Genomic DNA, 17,729 nt, shown 5'->3' on the forward strand with positions numbered 1-17,729 from the left:
GGTGGTGGGTGGGGGCGTGGGCCGGTGCCGCATGTAAAATGCCCTTCAGGGCATTTTACAAACGAACCCTCAAAGCTTCTCCAGAAGCCGATCCGCCTGCGCGCGGGCCTCGTCGGTCACTTCGGCGCCCGACAGCATGCGCGCGATCTCTTCCTTGCGCTCGGCATCGCTGAGCGGCGTGACAGAGGTGCGCGTGACCGTCCCCTGCGAGGACTTGGCGATCATGTAGTGGCGATCGCCGCGCGCGGCGACCTGCGGGCTGTGCGTCACCGCCAGCAACTGTCCGGTCGAGGCGAGGCGCGAAAGCCGCTCGCCGATGGCATCCGCCACGGCACCGCCGACGCCGCGATCGATTTCGTCGAAGATCACCGTCGCCGCGCCGCCCTCTTCGGCCAGAGCGACTTTCAGCGCGAGGATGAAGCGCGACAGTTCGCCGCCCGAGGCGATCTTCGCAAGCGGGGCGAAATCGGTGCCGGGGTTGGTCGAAATCAGGAATTCCACCGCGTCCATGCCGCTCGCGCTCCAGCGCTCTTCGGGCAGGCGGACGACCGAGGTCTGGAACCGCGCGGCATCGAGCTTGAGCGGCGCCAGTTCGCTCGCCACCGCCACATCGAGGCGTTTTGCGGCCGCGCGACGCAGGTCATGCAGCGCGCCTGCCTTCTCGCGATAGTCGAGCGCCGCCTTCTGCGCCACTTTCTCCAGCGCCGCGAGATGCTCCTCGCCGCCCTCGATCACCGCCAGTGCCTCGCGAAATTCGGCGAGCTTGGCGGGCAGATCGTCGACCTGACAGCCGTGCTTGCGGGCAGCCGCGCGCAAATCGAACAGACGGGTTTCCACCCGGTCCAGTTCGGCAGGATCGAAGGCCAATGCCTCGACCGCCGCGTCGATCTTCTCCTCGGCCTCGCCCGCCTCGATCAGCGCGCGGTCGAGCGCGGCGAGCGCTTCCTCCAGCAGCGGATGCTCTCCGGCAATGCGGTCCAGCCGCCGCGACGCACCGCGCAGGTTCGCCACCGCCGAATCGGAGCCGGTCCAGACGTGCGCCAGCGCCGCGAGGTCGTCGGCCAGACGTTCGCCCTTCTGCATGTCGGCGCGGGCATGGGCGAGTTGCTCTTCCTCGCCCTCGTCGGGCGCCAGCACTTCCAGTTCGGCAAGGTAGGAGGCGATCAGGTCCTGCTCTTCGGCGGCGCGCGAAACCCGCTCGCGCGCCTCGTCGAGCAGCCCTTGCGCGGCGCGCCACGCCCGCCACGCGGCACCGACCTCGGAGACGTCCCCGCCTGCGAAGCGATCGAGCAGCACGCGATGGCCACGCGCATTGACGAGGCCGCGATCATCGTGCTGGCCGTGAATCTCCACCAGCGCAGGCGCGATGTCGCGCAGCAGCGCCACGCCGACAGGCTGGTCGTTGAGCCAGGCCTTGCTGCCACCATCCGCCTTCAGCTGGCGGCGTAGGATCAGCGGTTCTCCGGGTTCGATCTCGATCCCGGCGTCCTCGATCCCCGTCGTGACGACGGGCGGCAACTGCGCGAAATCGAAGCTGGCGATAACGCTGGCGCGATCCTCTCCGGCCCGCACCAGCCCGCTGTCGGCGCGGTTGCCGATAACGAGGCCGAGGGCATCGAGCAGGATCGACTTGCCCGCGCCGGTCTCACCGGTGAGCACACCGAGGCCGCCGGCGAAATCGAGATCGAGCGCCTCGATCAGGACGATGTTGCGAATGGAAAGCCGGGTCAACATGTTCGCGAAGCGTTCTATCGACAATCGGAACGCGCGTCACCCGGAAATGCGCGCCGAAACGTCAGGCCGCGTTCGGTCGCGCGACGTCTTCCCGAGCCTCATCGACCGGAAACGCATCTTCCAGCGCGATCGGATCGGCCAGCGTCAGCCGGTCGAGCACCGCCGCCGTCTCGTCACGCAGCATGAGCATCAGCGCGCGCAGGCGGCATTCGGATTCGGGCAGGCAGTTCGCGCAGGTCTCGTGCGCGTTGCGACTGGCGCAAGGCACCAACGCCAGACTGCCGCGCGTAATGCGGATGATGTCGCCATAGCGCACGTCGATAGGCGGCAGCGCCAGTTCGTATCCCCGGCACGCCCGCGATGCGAGCGCACGATACCATCGCGCGAAAGTTCGGAGAGAATGACCGTCAGGAACTTGCGCGGAATGTTCTGCGCAGAGGCAATCGCCTCCAGACGCACCGGCCCCTGCTGGTATTCGTCCGCCAGATGTTGAAGCGCACGGATGGTATATCGGGTTTTCTGCGAGAGCATGGCGCGGTCATGACAACGCTACCCTGCCGGAAAAGTCAACCGGCAGGGTGGACTAAGCTGTGCTCCGGCCCGGAAATAGTCCGACCGAAGGTCCAGCTCAGCTCTTCTGAAGTTCTTTCGGCTGGTACTTGGCGATCAGCTTGTAGGCACGCGCGTACCACACGCTGTCGGGATAGTTGCGCTGCAGCACGGCGGCCGCCTTGCGCGCCTCGTCCGGAGTGCCGAGCGAGAGATAGCCCTCGACCAGACGATACAGCGCCTCGGGCGCGTGGCTGGTAGTGGCGTAATTGTCGACGACGTTGCGGAAACGCAGGGTTGCAGCCAGCCAGCGACCGCTCTTCTCGTAGAAACGACCGATCGTCATGTCCTTGCCCGCAAGGTGATCGTTCACCAGATCGAGCTTGAGCTTGGCATCGGTGGCATAGGTCGTCGTCGGGTAACGACGGATGATGTCGGTCAGCGCATCCTTGGCCTGCTGCGTGGTCTTCTGATCGCGCGTCACATCGCTGATCTGCTCGTAATAGCACACCGCGATCAGATAATAGGCATAAGGCGCGTCCTTGTTGCCCGGATGGATCGACAGGAAGCGCTGCGCGGACTGCACGGCCTTGTTGTAATCACGCGCCACATAATAGCTGAATGCGCTCATCAGTTCGGCGCGTCGGGCCCAGGGCGAATAAGGGTGCTGGCGCTCAACTTCGTCGAACAGCGCTGCCGCCTGCAGGGTGCGCCCGTCGTTGAGGCGCTGCTGTGCAGCCGTGTAAAGCGTGTCGACGTCGCGCGCGACATAGGCCGTGTCCTTGGTCTTGCCCCCGCGACCGGCGCAACCGGCAGTGAGAACAGTGGCCCCAGCGGCTACGGCAAGCAGGGCGGTCTTCAATCGCGAGCGTTCGAACATGGTGTGGGTCTATAGCCAGCACATCGCCGAACGCAAAGTGAAGTTGCGTGGGGGACTCGGGAAATCGGCAAACTGTGCAAGTCTCGCCTCATATTTCCATACTTTTGCAGGCCTTCACCAGAGACATGAGAAGTCTTCGCACATGACAAGCGGCGGGCCGTTGCGCATAACAATGCCATGGCGGCAGAAACCCATCTCTACTCCCCCTTCCTTTCCGATGCGCTGGTGATCCTGGGCGCGGCAGGCGCGGTGATTCCCGTGTTCTCCCGCTTTCGCATCACCCCGGTCATCGGGTTCATCCTGATCGGCGTGCTGGTCGGACCGTTCGGCCTGGGCCGCCACGTGTTCGACCACCCATGGCTGGGCTACGTCACGATCACCGATCCCGACGGGCTGGAGGTCTTCGCCGAGTTCGGCATCATCCTGCTGCTGTTCTCGATCGGGCTGGAGCTGTCGTTCGGGCGCCTGTGGCAGATGCGCCGCATGGTCTTCGGGCTTGGCGCGATGGAACTGCTGGTGACGGGCGCGGCCTTCACCTTCATCCTCTCGACGATGGGGCAGTCAACGGCGGGATCGCTGGCCCTCGGCCTCGCGCTCGCGCTGTCCTCGACCGCGCTGGTGCTCAAGATCACCAGCACCTCTACCCCGGTAGGCCGCGCCGCGCTGGCGATGCTGCTGTTCGAGGATATCGCCCTCGTCCCGATCATCTTCCTGCTGGGCGCGCTGGCCCCGCATGCCGATGCGGACGGGATGAAGGGGCTCCTTTCCACGCTGATGTGGGGCGGCGCGGTCGTTGCGGGCCTGCTGATCTTCGGGCGCTTCCTGCTGCCGCCGCTGTTCGCACAGGCCGCGCGGACCAAGAGCCCGGAGCTGTTCCTGGCCGCCAGCCTGCTCGTCGTCATCCTCGCCTCACTGGCGACGGCGGCGACTGGTCTTTCGCCCATCGTCGGCGCGCTCGTGGCCGGACTGCTGATCGCCGAGACCGAGTACCACGCCGAGGTCGAGGAGATCACCGAGCCGTTCAAGGGCCTCGCGCTCGGCGTGTTCCTCATCACCATCGGCATGAGCATTGACCTCTCGGTGGTCTGGAAGAACCTCGTGCCGATCCTGCTGGCGACGCTGGGGGTGATGGTGGTCAAGTCCATCGTCACCGGGCTGCTGCTGCGGCTGATGGGCGCGCGGCGCGGCACCGCGACCGAGACCGGGATCCTGATGTCCAGCCCCTCCGAAACCACGCTGATCGTGCTGTCGGCGGCGACGTCCGCCGGGCTGATCCAGAGCGGCACCGCACAGTTCTGGCAGATCGTCACCGCGCTCGGCCTCACCGTCACGCCGCTGCTCTCGCTGTTCGGGCGGCTGATGGCCAAGCGGGTGGACGGCGTGGAGGACACGCACCACCCGATAATGGACGACCGGACGCCGCCCACGCTGATCATCGGCTTCGGGCGCGTCGGCATGCTGGTGGCAGACCTGCTGACCACCCACAAACGCCCGTACTACGCGGTCGATTCGGACGCCGATCTGGTCTCGCAGGGCAAGCGGCAGGGCTATGCGGTGACGTTCGGCAATGCCGGGCGCGGCGATGCGATGCGCAGGCTCGGTGTCGCCCATGCCAAGGCGGTGATCCTGACGATGGACGAGCCGGTCACGGCGCAGCGCCTCGTGCGCAAGCTGCGCGGCGAATTCCCCGACCTGCCGATCATCGCCCGCGCCCGCGACGTGGACCACGCCGCTGCGCTCTATCGCGCCGGGGCCACCCATGCGGTGCCAGAGACGCTGGAAAGTTCGCTGCAACTCTCCGAAGCCGCACTGGTCGAGACCGGCGTCGCAATGGGGCCGATCATCGCCTCGATCCACGAAAAGCGCGACGAATACCGCGAGCAGATCATGAACGAGGGCGGCCTCAGCGCCAAACCCGCGCTGCGGTCAGGGTCGCTGCGTGAGAAACCAGCTCAATCGTAACACGCCACCCAGTCGAACAGCGTCACGCCCGCGAGCGGGGCGAGGAACAGCATCAGCATATTGAAGCCGAGGATCGCCAGCACGATCTTCTCCCGGCGCGGGCCGAGCGGGGGGCGCTGCGGTTCATCGCCGGGCTCTTGCGGCGTCTCGGGCGGCGGAGGACTATCCGCCCCTATGAGAAAATCTTCGCGAAAGTCCCTGAACATGGTCGGGTTCTCCTGCGCGATGGCATGGGATTTCTCCCGCAACGCCGCCGCCACCCGATCCGTTCCAGCGACAGTGCCTGCTCAGCGCGGCTCGAACACCGACCATCCAGTGCGCTGGACAAGGCGCTCAAGCGCCATCTGGCCAAGTTGCGAGTTGCCGCTGGGATTGAGGCCGGGAGACCATACCGCGATGCTGGCGATCCCCGGTGCCACCGCAAGAATACCACCGCCCACGCCCGACTTGCCGGGCAGACCGATGCGATAGGCGAAGTCGCCTGAATTGTCGTACTGCCCGCAGGACATCATCACCGCGTTGATACGCCGCGCGCGCTTGTCGGTGATGACGCGGTGCCCGTCCGAGATGCCGCCCGCCATCAGATAGCGCCCGGCCATGGCCAGCTGACGGCAGCTCATCGCCAAGGCGCAGAAGTGGAAGTAGGTGCCCAGCACCAGTTCCACCTCACCATGGATATTGCCGAAGGCGCGCATGTAGTTGGCCAGCGCGCGGTTGGTAAAGCCGGTGTCCTGCTCGGCCCGCGCCACGCTCTCATCGATGGCGATGGTGTCGTCACCCGCCAGTTCGCGCACGAAGCGCAGCAGTTGCCCGATCGCCTCGCGCGGCTGGAGACGCCCCAGCAGCACATCGCACACCACAATGGCGCCTGCGTTGATGAAGGGATTGCGCGGGATGCCGTGCTCGGTCTCCAGCTGGACGATCGAATTGAAGGCGCTGCCCGAAGGTTCGCGCCCTACCCGGTTCCACAACTGATCGCCCACCGCCCCCAGCGCCAGCGTCAGCGCGAAGACCTTCGAGATCGACTGGATCGAGAACGCCTCGTCCGCATCGCCTGCGACGTGTACCTCGCCAGTGCCGAGCACCACCGCGATGCCGAACCTGCTGTCGGGCACGGCAGCGAGCGGGGGAATGTAGTTGGCCACCCGCCCCCGCTCGGTCGCAGCGCGCATCTCTGCCGTGATCTCGTCAAGCGTCGCCTGCAACGCGGCACCGGATATCGCGCGCATCACCGTTTCAGCCCGCCAGACATTGCGAGAGATGCGCCGAGACCGGATTCCAGTGCGCGGCCTCGGCGGCGGGATAGCGCAGCTCGAACGTCACCTGCTTCTCCTTGCCGATCAGAGACTTGAGATAGACGATCCCATGTGTCCCGGTGCCCGAAAGAACGTACCAGCCCGGCTTCATGACATTATAGGTCACCTCGTATCCCGATTGCCGCAACCGCGCGAGATCGACCGCTCTTGCCTCTTTGGCGGACGAGGACAGCACGTTCCAGTTCCCCCAAACCGCCAGCTTCGCCCCCTGCGCCCCCGTGAAAGTGCGCCCGTCGCCATTATCGGATTCCGGCGCGGGTTCGAGCAGGCCTGCCGGATAGCAGATCGAATAACCGAAACGCGCATTGGCATAGCTGTTCCAGCCTGTCCCGGCACTGGCGGGAAGCGCTGCAGCGCTCAGGAAACACGCCATCAGAACACAGACCGTTGTCCAGCGAGACATCCCGGATTCTCCAACTTGCGCAAGGCGCTGGCCGTCGCTGCGCAGTGTCTTGCCCGCAACTTCCGCGCGTGTCGAGCCGCGCCGGGAGCCGAGCCCAGCCACGAAAAAGGGGAGGAAGCCAAAGCCCCTCCCCTTTTCTGACCCTGATCCGGCGAAAGTCGATCAGCCCGCCAGCACGGCCTTGACCGCCGCAATGGCATCGGCGGCCTTGTCGCCATCAGGGCCGCCGCCCTGCGCCATGTCGGCGCGGCCGCCGCCGCCCTTGCCGCCCAGCGCGGCAACGCCTGCACGCACCAGATCGACCGCACTGATCTTGCCGGTCAGGTCCTCGGTGACGGCAGCGGCGATGCTCGCCTTGCCCTCGTTCACCGCGACGATGGCGGCGACGCCCGAACCCAGACGCTGCTTGGCCTGATCCAGCAACCCGCGCAGGTCCTTGGGGTCGAGGCCTTCGAGCACCTGACCTGCGAACTTCACGCCGTTGATCTCTTCGTCAGCCGCTTCGGCCTTGGCCGCACCGCCCGACAGCGCGAGAGCCTTCTTCGCCTCGGCGAGTTCACGCTCCAGCTTGCGACGCTCCTCGACCAGCGCGGTCACGCGGGCCTCGACCTCCTCGGGCGTGGTGCGCAACACGCTGGCCGCGCTCTTGAGCGCTTCCTCGCGACCGACCAGCCACTGGCGCGCGCCTTCGCCGGTCATCGCCTCGACACGGCGAACGCCGGAAGAGACCGCGCTTTCCGAGACGATGCGGAACACGCCGATGTCACCGGTGGCGCGCACGTGAGTCCCGCCGCACAGCTCGACCGAATACGTGCGATCCCCGGCGTGACGGCCCATCGACAGCACGCGCACTTCGTCGCCGTACTTCTCGCCAAACAGCGCCATGGCGCCGGCCTCGATGGCATCGTCCGGCGTCATCAGGCGGGTCAGCACCGCCTCGTTCGCGCGGACCTCGGCGTTCACTTCGGCCTCGATGGCAGCAATGTCGTCCGCCGTCAGCGCGGTCGGGTGCGAGAAGTCGAAGCGCAGACGCTCGGCAGCGACCAGCGAGCCCTTCTGGGTGACGTGATCGCCCAGACGATTGCGCAGCGCGGCGTGCAGCAGGTGCGTCGCCGAGTGGTTGGCGCGCACCGCATCACGACGCTCGACATCGACGACGAGGTTCACCGCATCGCCCACCTTGATCGCACCGGCCTCGACCGTACCGCTCATCGCATGCAGGCGGCCGAGCGGCTTGGCCGTGTCGGTGATCGTGATCTTCAGACCGTTCGCGCCCGTGATGGTGCCGCGATCGCCTTCCTGACCGCCCGATTCGCCGTAGAACGGCGTCTGGTTGGTCAGCACGACAACCTCGTCACCCGCGTTCGCGGACGCGACTTCCTTGCCGTCCTTAACCAGTGCGACGACCTGACCTTCGCCGGTGGTCGAGGTGTAGCCGGTGAACTCGCTGGCGCCTTCGCGCTCGGCGATGTCGAACCACACTTCGCTGTCGGCGGCCTGACCTGAACCCTTCCAAGCGGCGCGCGCGGCGGCCTTCTGCTGCGCCATGGCGGCATCGAAACCCGCCTTGTCGACCGCGATGCCGCGCGAACGCAGCGCGTCCTCGGTCAGATCGTAGGGGAAGCCATAGGTATCGTAGAGCTTGAACGCGGTCTCGCCCGGAAGCTCGCCGCCCTCGCCCATCCCGGCAGTCGCCTCGTCGAGCAGCTTGATGCCGTTCGACAGGGTACGGCGGAACTGCACTTCCTCGCGCTCCAGCGTCTCTTCGATCAACGGCTGTGCGCGGCCCAGCTCGGGATAGGCCTGGCCCATCTCGGCGATCAGCGCAGGCACCAGACGGTGCATCAAGGGGTCCCTGGCGCCCAGCAGGTGCGCGTGGCGCATCGCGCGGCGCATAATGCGACGCAGGACGTAACCACGGCCCTCGTTCGAGGGCAGCACGCCGTCAGCCAGCAGGAAGCTGGTCGAGCGCAAGTGATCGGCGATCACGCGGTGGCTGGCGCGGCTGTCACCCTCTGCGGCAACGCCGGTCAGGCTTTCCGACGCGGCGATCAGCGCCTTGAAGGTGTCGATATCGTAGTTGTCATGCACGCCCTGCATCACGGCGGAGATACGCTCCAGCCCCATGCCGGTGTCGATCGAGGGCTTGGGCAGGTTGCCGACGATCTCGCCAGCCGACTGCTCGAACTGCATGAACACGAGGTTCCAGATCTCGATGAACCGGTCACCGTCCTCATCGGGCGATCCCGGAGGGCCGCCCCAGATGTGATCGCCATGGTCGAAGAAAATTTCCGAGCACGGGCCGCACGGGCCTTCGTCGCCCATCGCCCAGAAGTTGTCCTTCGTGGGGATGCGGATGATCTTGTGATCGGGAAGCCCGGCGACCTTCTTCCACAGGTCGAACGCCTCGTCGTCCGTATGATAGACAGTGACCAGCAGCTTCTCGACCGGCAGGCCCCACTCCTTGGTCAGCAGCGTCCACGCATGGGTGATCGCCTGCTCCTTGAAGTAGTCGCCGAAGGAGAAATTCCCCAGCATCTCGAAGAAGGTGTGGTGACGGGCGGTGTAGCCCACGTTGTCGAGATCGTTGTGCTTGCCGCCCGCGCGCACGCACTTCTGCGACGAAGTCGCGCGCGGCGTGGCGCGCGTCTCCAGCCCGGTGAACACGTTCTTGAACGGGACCATCCCGGCGTTCACGAACATCAGCGTCGGATCGTTATAGGGAACGAGCGGCGCGGAAGGGACAGCCTCGTGCCCCTGGCTGGCGAAATAGTCGAGGAAGGACCGGCGGATTTCGTTGGTCGTGTGCATGATTTGCGCCGATAAGCCACGCGCGCGAGGTCGGCAAGCGCTTGGTTGCGGTCAGACTGTTCGGATTTCGCGATGATTGCGACGGCGATGCGCGAAAGCGACACCTCTCATCTTGGCGACCGGTGCCACCTGTCGTGCGATCAATGCAAGTGTGCGCCCGCAGGGTGCTGTTTCCAAACACGCAACTCCGTCTATATGAAGAGTGACGACTCCGGCGCATGAGAGAAAACCCGGTCCCGAACCGGATTGAGGGCGCCGCCCCCCACTCTCGTCCCCGGAAAGCAGACCGATCATGACCCCGCCCGCCCTTCCCCCGGTGCTTCCATGCTGAAGCCCAGACGGCGTGGCATCGCCTCGGTCAATGCCGAGATCCGCGACGGTATCGTTCCTGCCGCAGGCGCGCTGACCCCGGCCCGCGACCCCGGAGGTCCGGAAACCTCCGGCCCGAACTACCGCGTCGTCGCGCTGATCGTGGCCTCGGCGCTGTTCATGGAATTCGTCGATGCGACCGTGCTCGCCACCGCGCTGCCGACGATGGCGCGCGACTTCGGCGTGCGCGCGCAGGACATGAGCATCGCCCTGACGTCCTACCTACTGGCGCTGGCGATCTTCATTCCGGCCTCGGGCCTGCTGGCCGACCGTTTCGGCTCACGCACGGTGTTTCGCACCGCGATCGCCCTGTTCATGATCGGAAGTCTCGCCTGCGGACAGGCTCCGACCCTCGAACTGATCGTGCTCGCCCGCTTCGTGCAGGGGATGGGCGGCGCTATGATGATCCCGGTCGGGCGCCTTGTGCTGCTGCGCTCGGTTGCCAAGCACGATATGGTGAACGCGATGTCGTGGCTGCTGGTGCCCGCGCTGATCGGCCCGATCGTCGGCCCGCCACTGGGTGGTTTCATCGTGACTTTCCTCGACTGGCGCTGGATCTTCTACATCAACCTGCCGATCGGCCTTGTCGGCCTGTGGCTGGTCACGCGCTATATCGCCAATTTCAAGGAGGAAGAGGTCGCCCCGTTCGACCTCTCCGGCTTCATGCTGAGCGGCGTGTCGCTCGGCTGCCTGCTGTTCGGCTTCGAGATGGCAAGCCGCGCAGGTGAAGGCCTGCTCGCGCTGGCCCTGATCATCATCGGCACTATCGCAGGCGTGCTCTATATCCGCCATGCGAAAGGCCGCGAGGGCGCGATCCTCGACCTGACGCTGCTCAAGGACAAGACCTTCCGCCTCTCGGTGATCGCCGGGTCAGTGACGCGCATCACGCAAGGCGCGCAGCCGTTCCTGCTGCCGCTGATGATGCAGGTGGGCTTCGGTTTCACCGCCGCGCGCAGCGGCACGATCACCGTCGCCACTGCCGTCGGCTCGCTGGCGATGAAGGCCGCTGCCCCGCGCGTGCTGCGCCGCTTCGGGTTCCGCCGCACGCTGATCTGGAACGGCGTGATCGCGACGGCGGGCTATGCCACCTGCGGCCTGTTCAGTCCGAGCTGGCCGACTTGGGCGATGTTCGGCATCCTCGCCTTCTCGGGCTTTTTCATGTCGTTGCAATTCACGGCCTACAACACCATCGCCTACGACGGGATCGAGCAGCGCCAGATGAGCAGCGCGACGGCGTTCTACTCGACCTTCCAGCAACTGATGCTCTCGCTCGGCATCTGCGTCGCTGCGGTGGCGCTGCACCTGGCCATGCTGATTCACGGCAGCGGGCATGCGACATTGGGAGACTTCTCCGCCGCGTTCTGGGTGGTGACGGCGATCTCGCTGGCCGCCACGATCTGGAACATGCGCTTCGCCCATGACGCCGGAGCCGAGATCAGCGGCCACAGCGCGTCGCATGAAGATGCCGGGGAAGCGGAAGCAGCAAAGGGCTGAGACTAGAGCGACCGCAGCAAGCGCCTCATTGCGGACGCCTTAATTTGATGCGATCGGCACGCACGATGTTGATGGAATGGCTGAAGCGATGATGCCTGAACGAAATGTGATTCGCGATTTCTGGCACGTTTCTGCCCTTTTCATCTATGGCTTTTTAATTATTCTCAGCGTCATTGTATCAACGTGCATTCTTGCAGGCTTCAACCCGGACATAATTTTCGGGAAATTCTCCGCATTCAGAAAGATGATAATCATCGCCGCAATAGCTCTTCCCATTCTTCATTTTCTAAACCGGAGATTCTCTTGGAAGAGCATACCTATTGCGCTGACTATAGTGTTTTCACAAATTGGCTTTATCGCCAGTTTGGGCTGGCTTTACCCATAGTTCAACGTCCGCCACCCAACCATCTCCGCTACCCAATGGTCGTCAATTTTGTCCGCACTGCCTAGCCATCCCCTGCCCACAGGCGTACACTCCGGCCATGCGTATGCTGCTCGTGCCCGTGCTGATCGTTCTGGTCGTGCTGACGGTGGTCAGTCTGGTGCGCGGTATCGTGGCGTTCCTGCGCGCCTCGCGCGAGGAGCTGGAGCATCCCACACCTGCCGGGCAGCCTTCTCCCAACCAGTTGCATCAGAACCGCATGATGTTCGCGCGGATCAAGTATCAGGCGGCGGCGGTTGTCGTCGTTGCGCTGCTGCTGGCGATGGCGCGCTGACCGCTCCTTTCCTCCCCAGGTATCGGGATTTCTCTTGGTCCGACTGAACCGCATCTACACCCGCACCGGCGATACCGGCACCACCGGCCTTGTCGACGGATCGCGCCTGCCCAAGCATCACCCGCGCATGGACGTCATCGGCCGGGTGGACGAGGCGAACTGCGCGATCGGCATGGCGGTGCGCGAACTCGACGCCGAGGATGTTGCAGGTGGGGCCGAACTCCTCACCCGCGTCCAGAACGACATGTTCGATCTTGGCGCCGACCTTGCCACGCCTGCTTCTCCCGGCGACGATTTCGCCCCCTCCGAAATGGTTCTGCGCGTGACCATGACGCAAGTCGCATGGCTGGAGGCGCAGATCGACGCGCTGAACGAGGCGCTCGAACCGCTGCGCAGCTTCGTGCTGCCGGGCGGGAGCGAGGCTGCCGCGCGCGTCCACGTCGCCCGCGCCAGCGTGCGCGCCGCCGAACGCAGCGCCACCGCGCTGGCCGAGGAACTGGCGGTCAATCCCGCCGCGATCGCCTATCTCAACCGCCTGTCGGACCTGCTCTTCGTGCTCGCCCGCGTCGCCAACGATCAGGGTCGCGCCGACGTGCTCTGGGTGCCCGGCGCGAACAGATAGAAGCCACGCGCGGCACGGACAAATTTGACGTCCGCTGTGTGGCTACTTTGGGTGGTTAGATTCCACACCATCATATACCCAATTCTTCGTCATTCCCGCGAAGGCGGGAATCCAGTAGCGGCCTTGCGATGAAGTACACCTTCGCGCCCGCCGCCTCCATCCTCACATCGGCGCGATCTCGCCTGTGATCTTGGGTCCGACACGTTGCGCTGACTGGATTCCCGCCTTCGCGGGAATGACGAAGAGGGGTGGTTAGCGGTCATAGCCCTCTCCCCTTCAGGGGAGAGGGTTGGGAGAGGGGAGCGCGCGACCTAACCCCTCTCAACTACGGCTAGGCAGCAAGCTGCCAAGCCTTCGTATCTCTCCCCTGAAGAGGAGAGAGGAAGCGTCCGCAAAGGGGTGATTTCGGACCATCCGAATTTCTCCGCGCGGTCTGGTCATTGTCTATCGTTCATGCTCTCAAGACCTTGTACGGTTTGACATCGGCGCGCTCCGGCGTGCGACGGGATCGTCAGCAAGCCGGAGCGCCAGCAAGAGGGTACTTACATGCGCAAGGTCGGAATCATCGGTGCCGGGATCATGGGCTCGGGCATTGCCCAGACGGTGGCGGGCAAGGGGATCGAGGTGGTGCTCGCCGACGTTTCGGCAGAGCGCGCGCAAGCGGGCAAGGCGGGGATCGCCAAAGCGCTCGGCAAGCTGGTGGCGAAGGAGAAGATCGCGCAGGCCGACGCCGATGCCCTGCTCGCGAAGATTTCCCCCGTGGGCGATACCGCCGCGATGGCCGATTGCGATCTCGTGATCGAAGCCGCGACCGAGCGCGAGGACATCAAGGCGCGCATTTTCGAAAGCGTGGGCAAGGTGCTGGCGGCAGACGCGATCCTCGCCTCGAACACCTCCTCGATCCCGATCACCCGCATGGCCGCCGTCTCGCCCGATCCGGCGCGCTTCTGCGGGCTGCACTTCTTCAACCCGGTGCCGCTGATGGGGCTGGTCGAAGTGATCCCCGGCCTTGCCACCAGCGAAGAGACCGTCGCGCGGATGAAGGCCTTCGGCGAAGCGCTGGGCAAGACGGTGGTGCTGTGCGGCGACGAGGCAGGCTTCGTGGTCAACCGCGTGCTGTGCCCGATGCTGAACGAGGCGATCGGCGTGCTGGGCGCGGGCACCGCCTCTATCGCGGATATCGACGCGGCGATGAAGCTGGGCGCCAACCACCCGATGGGGCCGCTGACGCTGGCGGACTTCATCGGCCTCGACACGTTGCTGGAGATCATGAACGTGCTGGTCGAAAGCACCGGCGATCCCAAGTACCGCCCCGCCCCGCTGCTGCGCAAATATGTCGAAGCCGGATGGCTGGGCCGCAAGAGCGGACGCGGGTTCTACGACTATGCGGGCGAGGTGCCGGTTCCCACGCGGTAAAGGATCGGAACTCCCCGGCGGGACCAGCCGTTGTCTCTTCTGAAGGAGATATTCGATGGCCAACCTGAACGACGATCTCGCGCACGAGAACACCCATACCGAACAGGACGAGCAGGACACGCAGGCGCAAGCCATGTCCGAAGAGGCGCGCGGTCGCGAACCGACCAACGCCGCGCTCGACGAGGACAGCGAGAAAGGCCCCTCCAATCGCGGCGCGGTGGTTGACGAGGACGAGGAGGATCTGGTCGACCACATGATCCAGATGGACCGCAGCGGCACCGTCGATATGAGCGCCTATCGCGGCGAGGAGACGATGGACGATCTCGAAAACCGCTATGGCCGCGCGCAAGTGGCGGACGAGGATTTCTCGGACGACGACAGCTAGGCGCGTAATGCCGCGAGATCGGGTTAGCCTGTGTCTAGCCCGTCTCTAGCCCCCGTTGAGCCTGTTTCAGCCTTACTCGCCCTGAACCTTTACCGGTGGGGGCTTGTCGGTGCTGATGGCCCAGGGATTGGTGTTGTCGGAACCTGATTTCGCATCCGAATCCGGCCCGGCATCGAAGGTCGTGCCCTGCACTGCTGCGGCGACCTTCCGGGCGTCCGCCGCAGTGGATTTCGCCGACGAATCAGAAGTCTGGTCAGGCGAGGGAATCGAACAATAAGCGGTCAGCAGCACGCTGGCCGACCAGAACAGCGCGTTCCAGCGGCTGCGAAAGACGGTTCTGATCTTCGGGCCGAACATGGCCTCCTGCTACGCCTCAATCCTTAATTATCCGTACCCGCCTCACGCTGGAGATCGTAGAGCACTTCCAGCGCATCGCGCGGGCTCATCGCGTCGATATCCATCGTGCGCAAGGTGTCGCGAAGGGTGTCCTTCGGCGCTTCCGCATCCGCCTCGACGGCAGCGAAAAGCGGCAGTTCTCCGAGGCCTGCGGCCAACCCTCCGGTCTCCGCGCGGCCCTTCTCCAGCTTGTCGAGCACCGACTTCGCGCGGCTGATGACCTTGGGCGAAACCCCCGCCAGCCGCGCCACGGCCAGACCATAGCTGCGATCGGCAGGCCCGGTCGCCAGTTCGTGCAGCAGCACCAGATCGCCCTTCCACTCGCGCGCGCGAACGTGATGGAGCGACAGCGCCTCGCAGGTCTCGGCCAAGCGCGAAAGCTCGTGGTAGTGCGTGGCGAACAGGCAGCGGCAGCGGTTGGTTTCATGCACCGCCTCGGCCACCGCCCAGGCGAGTGCAAGGCCGTCGTAGGTCGAGGTGCCGCGCCCCACTTCGTCGAGAATCACGAAGCTGCGCTCGGTCGCCTGACTGAGAATTGCAGCGGTTTCCACCATCTCGACCATGAAGGTCGAACGTCCGCGCGCAAGGTTGTCAGACGCGCCGACGCGGCTGAACAGGCGATCGACCATGCCGATCCGCGCCGCCTTGGCGGGCACGAAACCACCCGCTTGGGCGAGCAGCACGATCAGCGCATTCTGCCGCAGGAACGTGGACTTACCGCCCATGTTCGGGCCGCCGATCAGCCACAGCCGGTCATGGCTGGCCAGCTGGCAATCGTTGGCGACAAAGCGCTCGCCGCGCGTCGCCAGCGCTGCCTCGACCACCGGGTGGCGACCCTGCTCGATATCGAGTGAGAGGCCCTCGACCACTTCGGGACGGCTCCAGCCGCCTTCCGCCGCACGCTCGGCCTGTCCGGCGGAAACGTCGATCCGGGCCAGCGCCGCAGCGGTCGCAGCGATCTTGCGACGGGCAGCGACAGCCTCGGCCACCAGCCCCTCGAAATGCGCCTCCTCGGCAGCGAGGGCGTGGGCGCCCGCCTCGGTGATCCGGCTCGCCTCCTCGTGCAGCGCCAGCGCATTGAAGCGCATCGCGCCTGCCATCGTCTGGCGATGGGTGAAGCCGCTCTCGGGCTCCAGCAGCCGGTCGGCATGGCGCTGGGGCACCTCGATGAAATAGCCGAGCACGTTGTTGTGCTTGATCTTGAGCGCGGAAACACCGGTTTCCTCGCGGTACTTCGCCTCCAGCGCAGCAATCGCGCGGCGGGCATTGCCCGAGGTCACGCGCAGTTCGTCGAGCGCGGCATCGTAGCCCGACGCAATGTAGCCGCCCTGCCCGCGCTCGGTCGGCGGCGTGGCGACCAGCGCCTGCGCGAAATGGTCGACCAGCGCCGCATGACCCGAGAGCAGCGGCAGCAGGCCCGCCAGCAGACCCGGCACCTCGCGCGCGGTGAACCGCTCGGACAGGGTACGCGCCCCTGCCAGACCGTCGCGGATCTGGCCGAGGTCGCGCGGACTGCCGCGTCCGGCGACGACGCGCCCCAGCGCGCGGCCGATGTCCGGCAACTGGCGCAGCGCCGCGCGCAGATCCTCGCGCAGCAGCGCATCCTCGTGAAGCCAGCCGACCAGTTCGAGCCGCTCGGCAATCGCCATACGGTCGGTCAGCGGGGCGGAGAGGTCTTCGGCCAGCTGGCGCGCCCCGGCCCCGGTCACGCAGCGATCCACCGCGTCGATCAGGCTGCCCTTGCGGGTGCCCTGACTGGATTCGAGGATTTCGAGACTGGCCCGCGTCGCCTCGTCCATCGCCAGCGCGGCATTGCCCGCGCGCGCCTCGGGCGGAAGCAGCAGCGGCAGCGCGCCCCGGCCCACATGGTCGAGATAGGCGATCAGGCCCGAGGCCGCCGCCAGCATCGCGAGGGTGAACGCGCCAAAGCCGTCGAGCGTGGAAACGGCATGGATACCCTTCAGCCGTGCCTCGCCGCCTTCGGACGAGAACTCGTGCCCCGAACGCCCGATCGCGCCTTCAGGCGCCAATTCCCAGCCATCGGGCACCACCAGCTCGCTGGCGCCAAGCCGGGCGAGCGCGGCGGGAAGGCCGTCCGCCGGGCATTCCTCCAGCACCATGCGCCCGGTGGAAATGTCGCAGGCGGCCAGCCCGATCGTGCCGCGAAGGTCGCAGGCGGCGGCGAGCACGTTGGCGCGGCGCGGCTCCAGCAGCGCTTCCTCGGTCAGCGTGCCTGCCGTCACGAAGCGCACGATGCCACGCGCGACAAGGGATTTGGAGGCCCGGCCTTCCCGGCGCGCGCGCTCCTTGGCCTCGGCAGGCGTCTCGGTCTGCTCGGCGATGGCAACGCGACAGCCTGCCTTGATCAGCCGTGCGAGATACGCCTCGGACGAATGCACCGGCACGCCGCACATCGGGATCGGCTGGCCCAGATGCTCGCCGCGCGTGGTCAGCGCGATATCGAGAATGCTGCTCGCGGTCTTCGCGTCCTCGAAGAACAGCTCGAAGAAATCGCCCATGCGATAGAACAGCAGGCAGTCGCCCGCCTCCTCGCGCAAAGTGAGGTACTGCGCCATCATCGGCGTGGGCGCGGAAGAACCGGAAGCAGTCGCGGAAGCCATGGGGCAAGGCGATAGCGGCGTACCGGCCACAGGAAAAGCGCAAGGCCGCACGCTT

The 17,729-nt window shown here is 65.8% G+C and carries 15 protein-coding genes and 1 pseudogene; 7 read left to right on the forward strand and 9 right to left on the reverse strand.

Going from position 1 to position 17,729, the window contains the following annotated elements:
• Positions 1 to 69: 69 nt before the first annotated feature.
• The 3 genes and pseudogenes from recN to CI805_RS20460 all read right to left on the reverse strand — a co-directional run bounded on the left by recN (position 70) and on the right by CI805_RS20460 (position 3,163).
• Positions 70 to 1,734: a DNA repair protein RecN gene (recN, locus tag CI805_RS20450; protein ID WP_260928662.1), complete on the reverse strand. Its 1,665-nt coding sequence runs from the start codon at positions 1,732 to 1,734 to the stop codon at positions 70 to 72.
• Between the two features lie 61 nt (positions 1,735 to 1,795).
• Positions 1,796 to 2,265, reverse strand: a pseudogene (locus tag CI805_RS20455) (RrF2 family transcriptional regulator).
• 97 nt (positions 2,266 to 2,362) lie between these two features.
• On the reverse strand, positions 2,363 to 3,163 hold the full coding sequence (locus CI805_RS20460; RefSeq protein ID WP_260928664.1) for an outer membrane protein assembly factor BamD: 801 nt from the start codon (positions 3,161 to 3,163) through the stop codon (positions 2,363 to 2,365).
• 177 nt (positions 3,164 to 3,340) lie between these two features.
• Between CI805_RS20460 and CI805_RS20465 the strand changes: the two genes are divergently transcribed.
• Positions 3,341 to 5,125: a cation:proton antiporter gene (locus CI805_RS20465; RefSeq protein WP_260928674.1), complete on the forward strand. Its 1,785-nt coding sequence runs from the start codon at positions 3,341 to 3,343 to the stop codon at positions 5,123 to 5,125.
• Here the strand turns inward: CI805_RS20465 and CI805_RS20470 are convergent.
• The 4 genes from CI805_RS20470 to alaS form a co-directional block, all read right to left on the reverse strand.
• Complete coding sequence (locus CI805_RS20470; protein ID WP_260928675.1) at positions 5,116 to 5,331, reverse strand: hypothetical protein; 216 nt, start codon at positions 5,329 to 5,331, stop codon at positions 5,116 to 5,118. The genes CI805_RS20465 and CI805_RS20470 overlap by 10 nt on opposite strands.
• Before the next feature lie 81 nt (positions 5,332 to 5,412).
• Complete coding sequence (locus CI805_RS20475; RefSeq protein ID WP_260928676.1) at positions 5,413 to 6,354, reverse strand: glutaminase; 942 nt, start codon at positions 6,352 to 6,354, stop codon at positions 5,413 to 5,415.
• Between the two features lie 7 nt (positions 6,355 to 6,361).
• Positions 6,362 to 6,844, reverse strand: a complete 483-nt coding sequence (locus CI805_RS20480) for a hypothetical protein (protein WP_260928677.1) — start codon at positions 6,842 to 6,844, stop codon at positions 6,362 to 6,364.
• 162 nt (positions 6,845 to 7,006) lie between these two features.
• On the reverse strand, positions 7,007 to 9,655 hold the full coding sequence (gene alaS / locus CI805_RS20485; RefSeq protein WP_260928678.1) for an alanine--tRNA ligase: 2,649 nt from the start codon (positions 9,653 to 9,655) through the stop codon (positions 7,007 to 7,009).
• 324 nt (positions 9,656 to 9,979) lie between these two features.
• Between alaS and CI805_RS20490 the strand changes: the two genes are divergently transcribed.
• The 6 genes from CI805_RS20490 (at position 9,980) to CI805_RS20515 (ending at position 14,657) form a co-directional block, all read left to right on the forward strand.
• Entirely contained in the window at positions 9,980 to 11,518 is a 1,539-nt protein-coding gene (locus tag CI805_RS20490; protein WP_260928683.1) for an MFS transporter, read from the forward strand.
• 76 nt (positions 11,519 to 11,594) lie between these two features.
• A complete protein-coding gene (locus CI805_RS20495; RefSeq protein ID WP_260928685.1) occupies positions 11,595 to 11,903 on the forward strand; it encodes a hypothetical protein in 309 nt (102 codons plus the stop codon).
• Between the two features lie 97 nt (positions 11,904 to 12,000).
• Positions 12,001 to 12,234, forward strand: a complete 234-nt coding sequence (locus tag CI805_RS20500; RefSeq protein WP_260928687.1) for a twin transmembrane helix small protein — start codon at positions 12,001 to 12,003, stop codon at positions 12,232 to 12,234.
• 34 nt (positions 12,235 to 12,268) lie between these two features.
• Entirely contained in the window at positions 12,269 to 12,856 is a 588-nt protein-coding gene (locus CI805_RS20505; protein WP_260928688.1) for a cob(I)yrinic acid a,c-diamide adenosyltransferase, read from the forward strand.
• Positions 12,857 to 13,402: 546 nt separating this feature from the next.
• Positions 13,403 to 14,272: a 3-hydroxyacyl-CoA dehydrogenase family protein gene (locus CI805_RS20510; RefSeq protein WP_260928690.1), complete on the forward strand. Its 870-nt coding sequence runs from the start codon at positions 13,403 to 13,405 to the stop codon at positions 14,270 to 14,272.
• Between the two features lie 55 nt (positions 14,273 to 14,327).
• A complete protein-coding gene (locus CI805_RS20515) occupies positions 14,328 to 14,657 on the forward strand; it encodes a hypothetical protein (protein WP_260928695.1) in 330 nt (109 codons plus the stop codon).
• Positions 14,658 to 14,729: 72 nt separating this feature from the next.
• Here CI805_RS20515 and CI805_RS20520 read toward each other — a convergent pair whose 3' ends face one another.
• Positions 14,730 to 15,014, reverse strand: a complete 285-nt coding sequence (locus CI805_RS20520; protein ID WP_260928696.1) for a hypothetical protein — start codon at positions 15,012 to 15,014, stop codon at positions 14,730 to 14,732.
• A gap of 23 nt (positions 15,015 to 15,037) precedes the next feature.
• Positions 15,038 to 17,632 (reverse strand): DNA mismatch repair protein MutS, encoded by a 2,595-nt coding sequence (gene mutS, locus CI805_RS20525; protein ID WP_260929752.1) that lies wholly within the window; start codon positions 17,630 to 17,632, stop codon positions 15,038 to 15,040.
• Positions 17,633 to 17,729: the final 97 nt, after the last annotated feature.

Origin of the sequence: Novosphingobium sp. 9 (assembly GCF_025340265.1) — a bacterium.
Classification (GTDB): Bacteria; Pseudomonadota; Alphaproteobacteria; order Sphingomonadales; family Sphingomonadaceae; genus Novosphingobium.

Coding starts and splice junctions, on each gene's coding strand:
- recN (WP_260928662.1), bottom strand. CDS start 1,734: ATGTTGACCCGGCTTTCCATTCGCAACATCGTCCTGATCGAGGCGCTC.
- CI805_RS20460 (WP_260928664.1), bottom strand. CDS start 3,163: ATGTTCGAACGCTCGCGATTGAAGACCGCCCTGCTTGCCGTAGCCGCT.
- CI805_RS20465 (WP_260928674.1), top strand. CDS start 3,341: ATGGCGGCAGAAACCCATCTCTACTCCCCCTTCCTTTCCGATGCGCTG.
- CI805_RS20470 (WP_260928675.1), bottom strand. CDS start 5,331: ATGTTCAGGGACTTTCGCGAAGATTTTCTCATAGGGGCGGATAGTCCT.
- CI805_RS20475 (WP_260928676.1), bottom strand. CDS start 6,354: ATGCGCGCGATATCCGGTGCCGCGTTGCAGGCGACGCTTGACGAGATC.
- CI805_RS20480 (WP_260928677.1), bottom strand. CDS start 6,844: ATGTCTCGCTGGACAACGGTCTGTGTTCTGATGGCGTGTTTCCTGAGC.
- alaS (WP_260928678.1), bottom strand. CDS start 9,655: ATGCACACGACCAACGAAATCCGCCGGTCCTTCCTCGACTATTTCGCC.
- CI805_RS20490 (WP_260928683.1), top strand. CDS start 9,980: ATGCTGAAGCCCAGACGGCGTGGCATCGCCTCGGTCAATGCCGAGATC.
- CI805_RS20495 (WP_260928685.1), top strand. CDS start 11,595: ATGGCTGAAGCGATGATGCCTGAACGAAATGTGATTCGCGATTTCTGG.
- CI805_RS20500 (WP_260928687.1), top strand. CDS start 12,001: ATGCGTATGCTGCTCGTGCCCGTGCTGATCGTTCTGGTCGTGCTGACG.
- CI805_RS20510 (WP_260928690.1), top strand. CDS start 13,403: ATGCGCAAGGTCGGAATCATCGGTGCCGGGATCATGGGCTCGGGCATT.
- CI805_RS20515 (WP_260928695.1), top strand. CDS start 14,328: ATGGCCAACCTGAACGACGATCTCGCGCACGAGAACACCCATACCGAA.
- CI805_RS20520 (WP_260928696.1), bottom strand. CDS start 15,014: ATGTTCGGCCCGAAGATCAGAACCGTCTTTCGCAGCCGCTGGAACGCG.
- mutS (WP_260929752.1), bottom strand. CDS start 17,632: ATGATGGCGCAGTACCTCACTTTGCGCGAGGAGGCGGGCGACTGCCTG.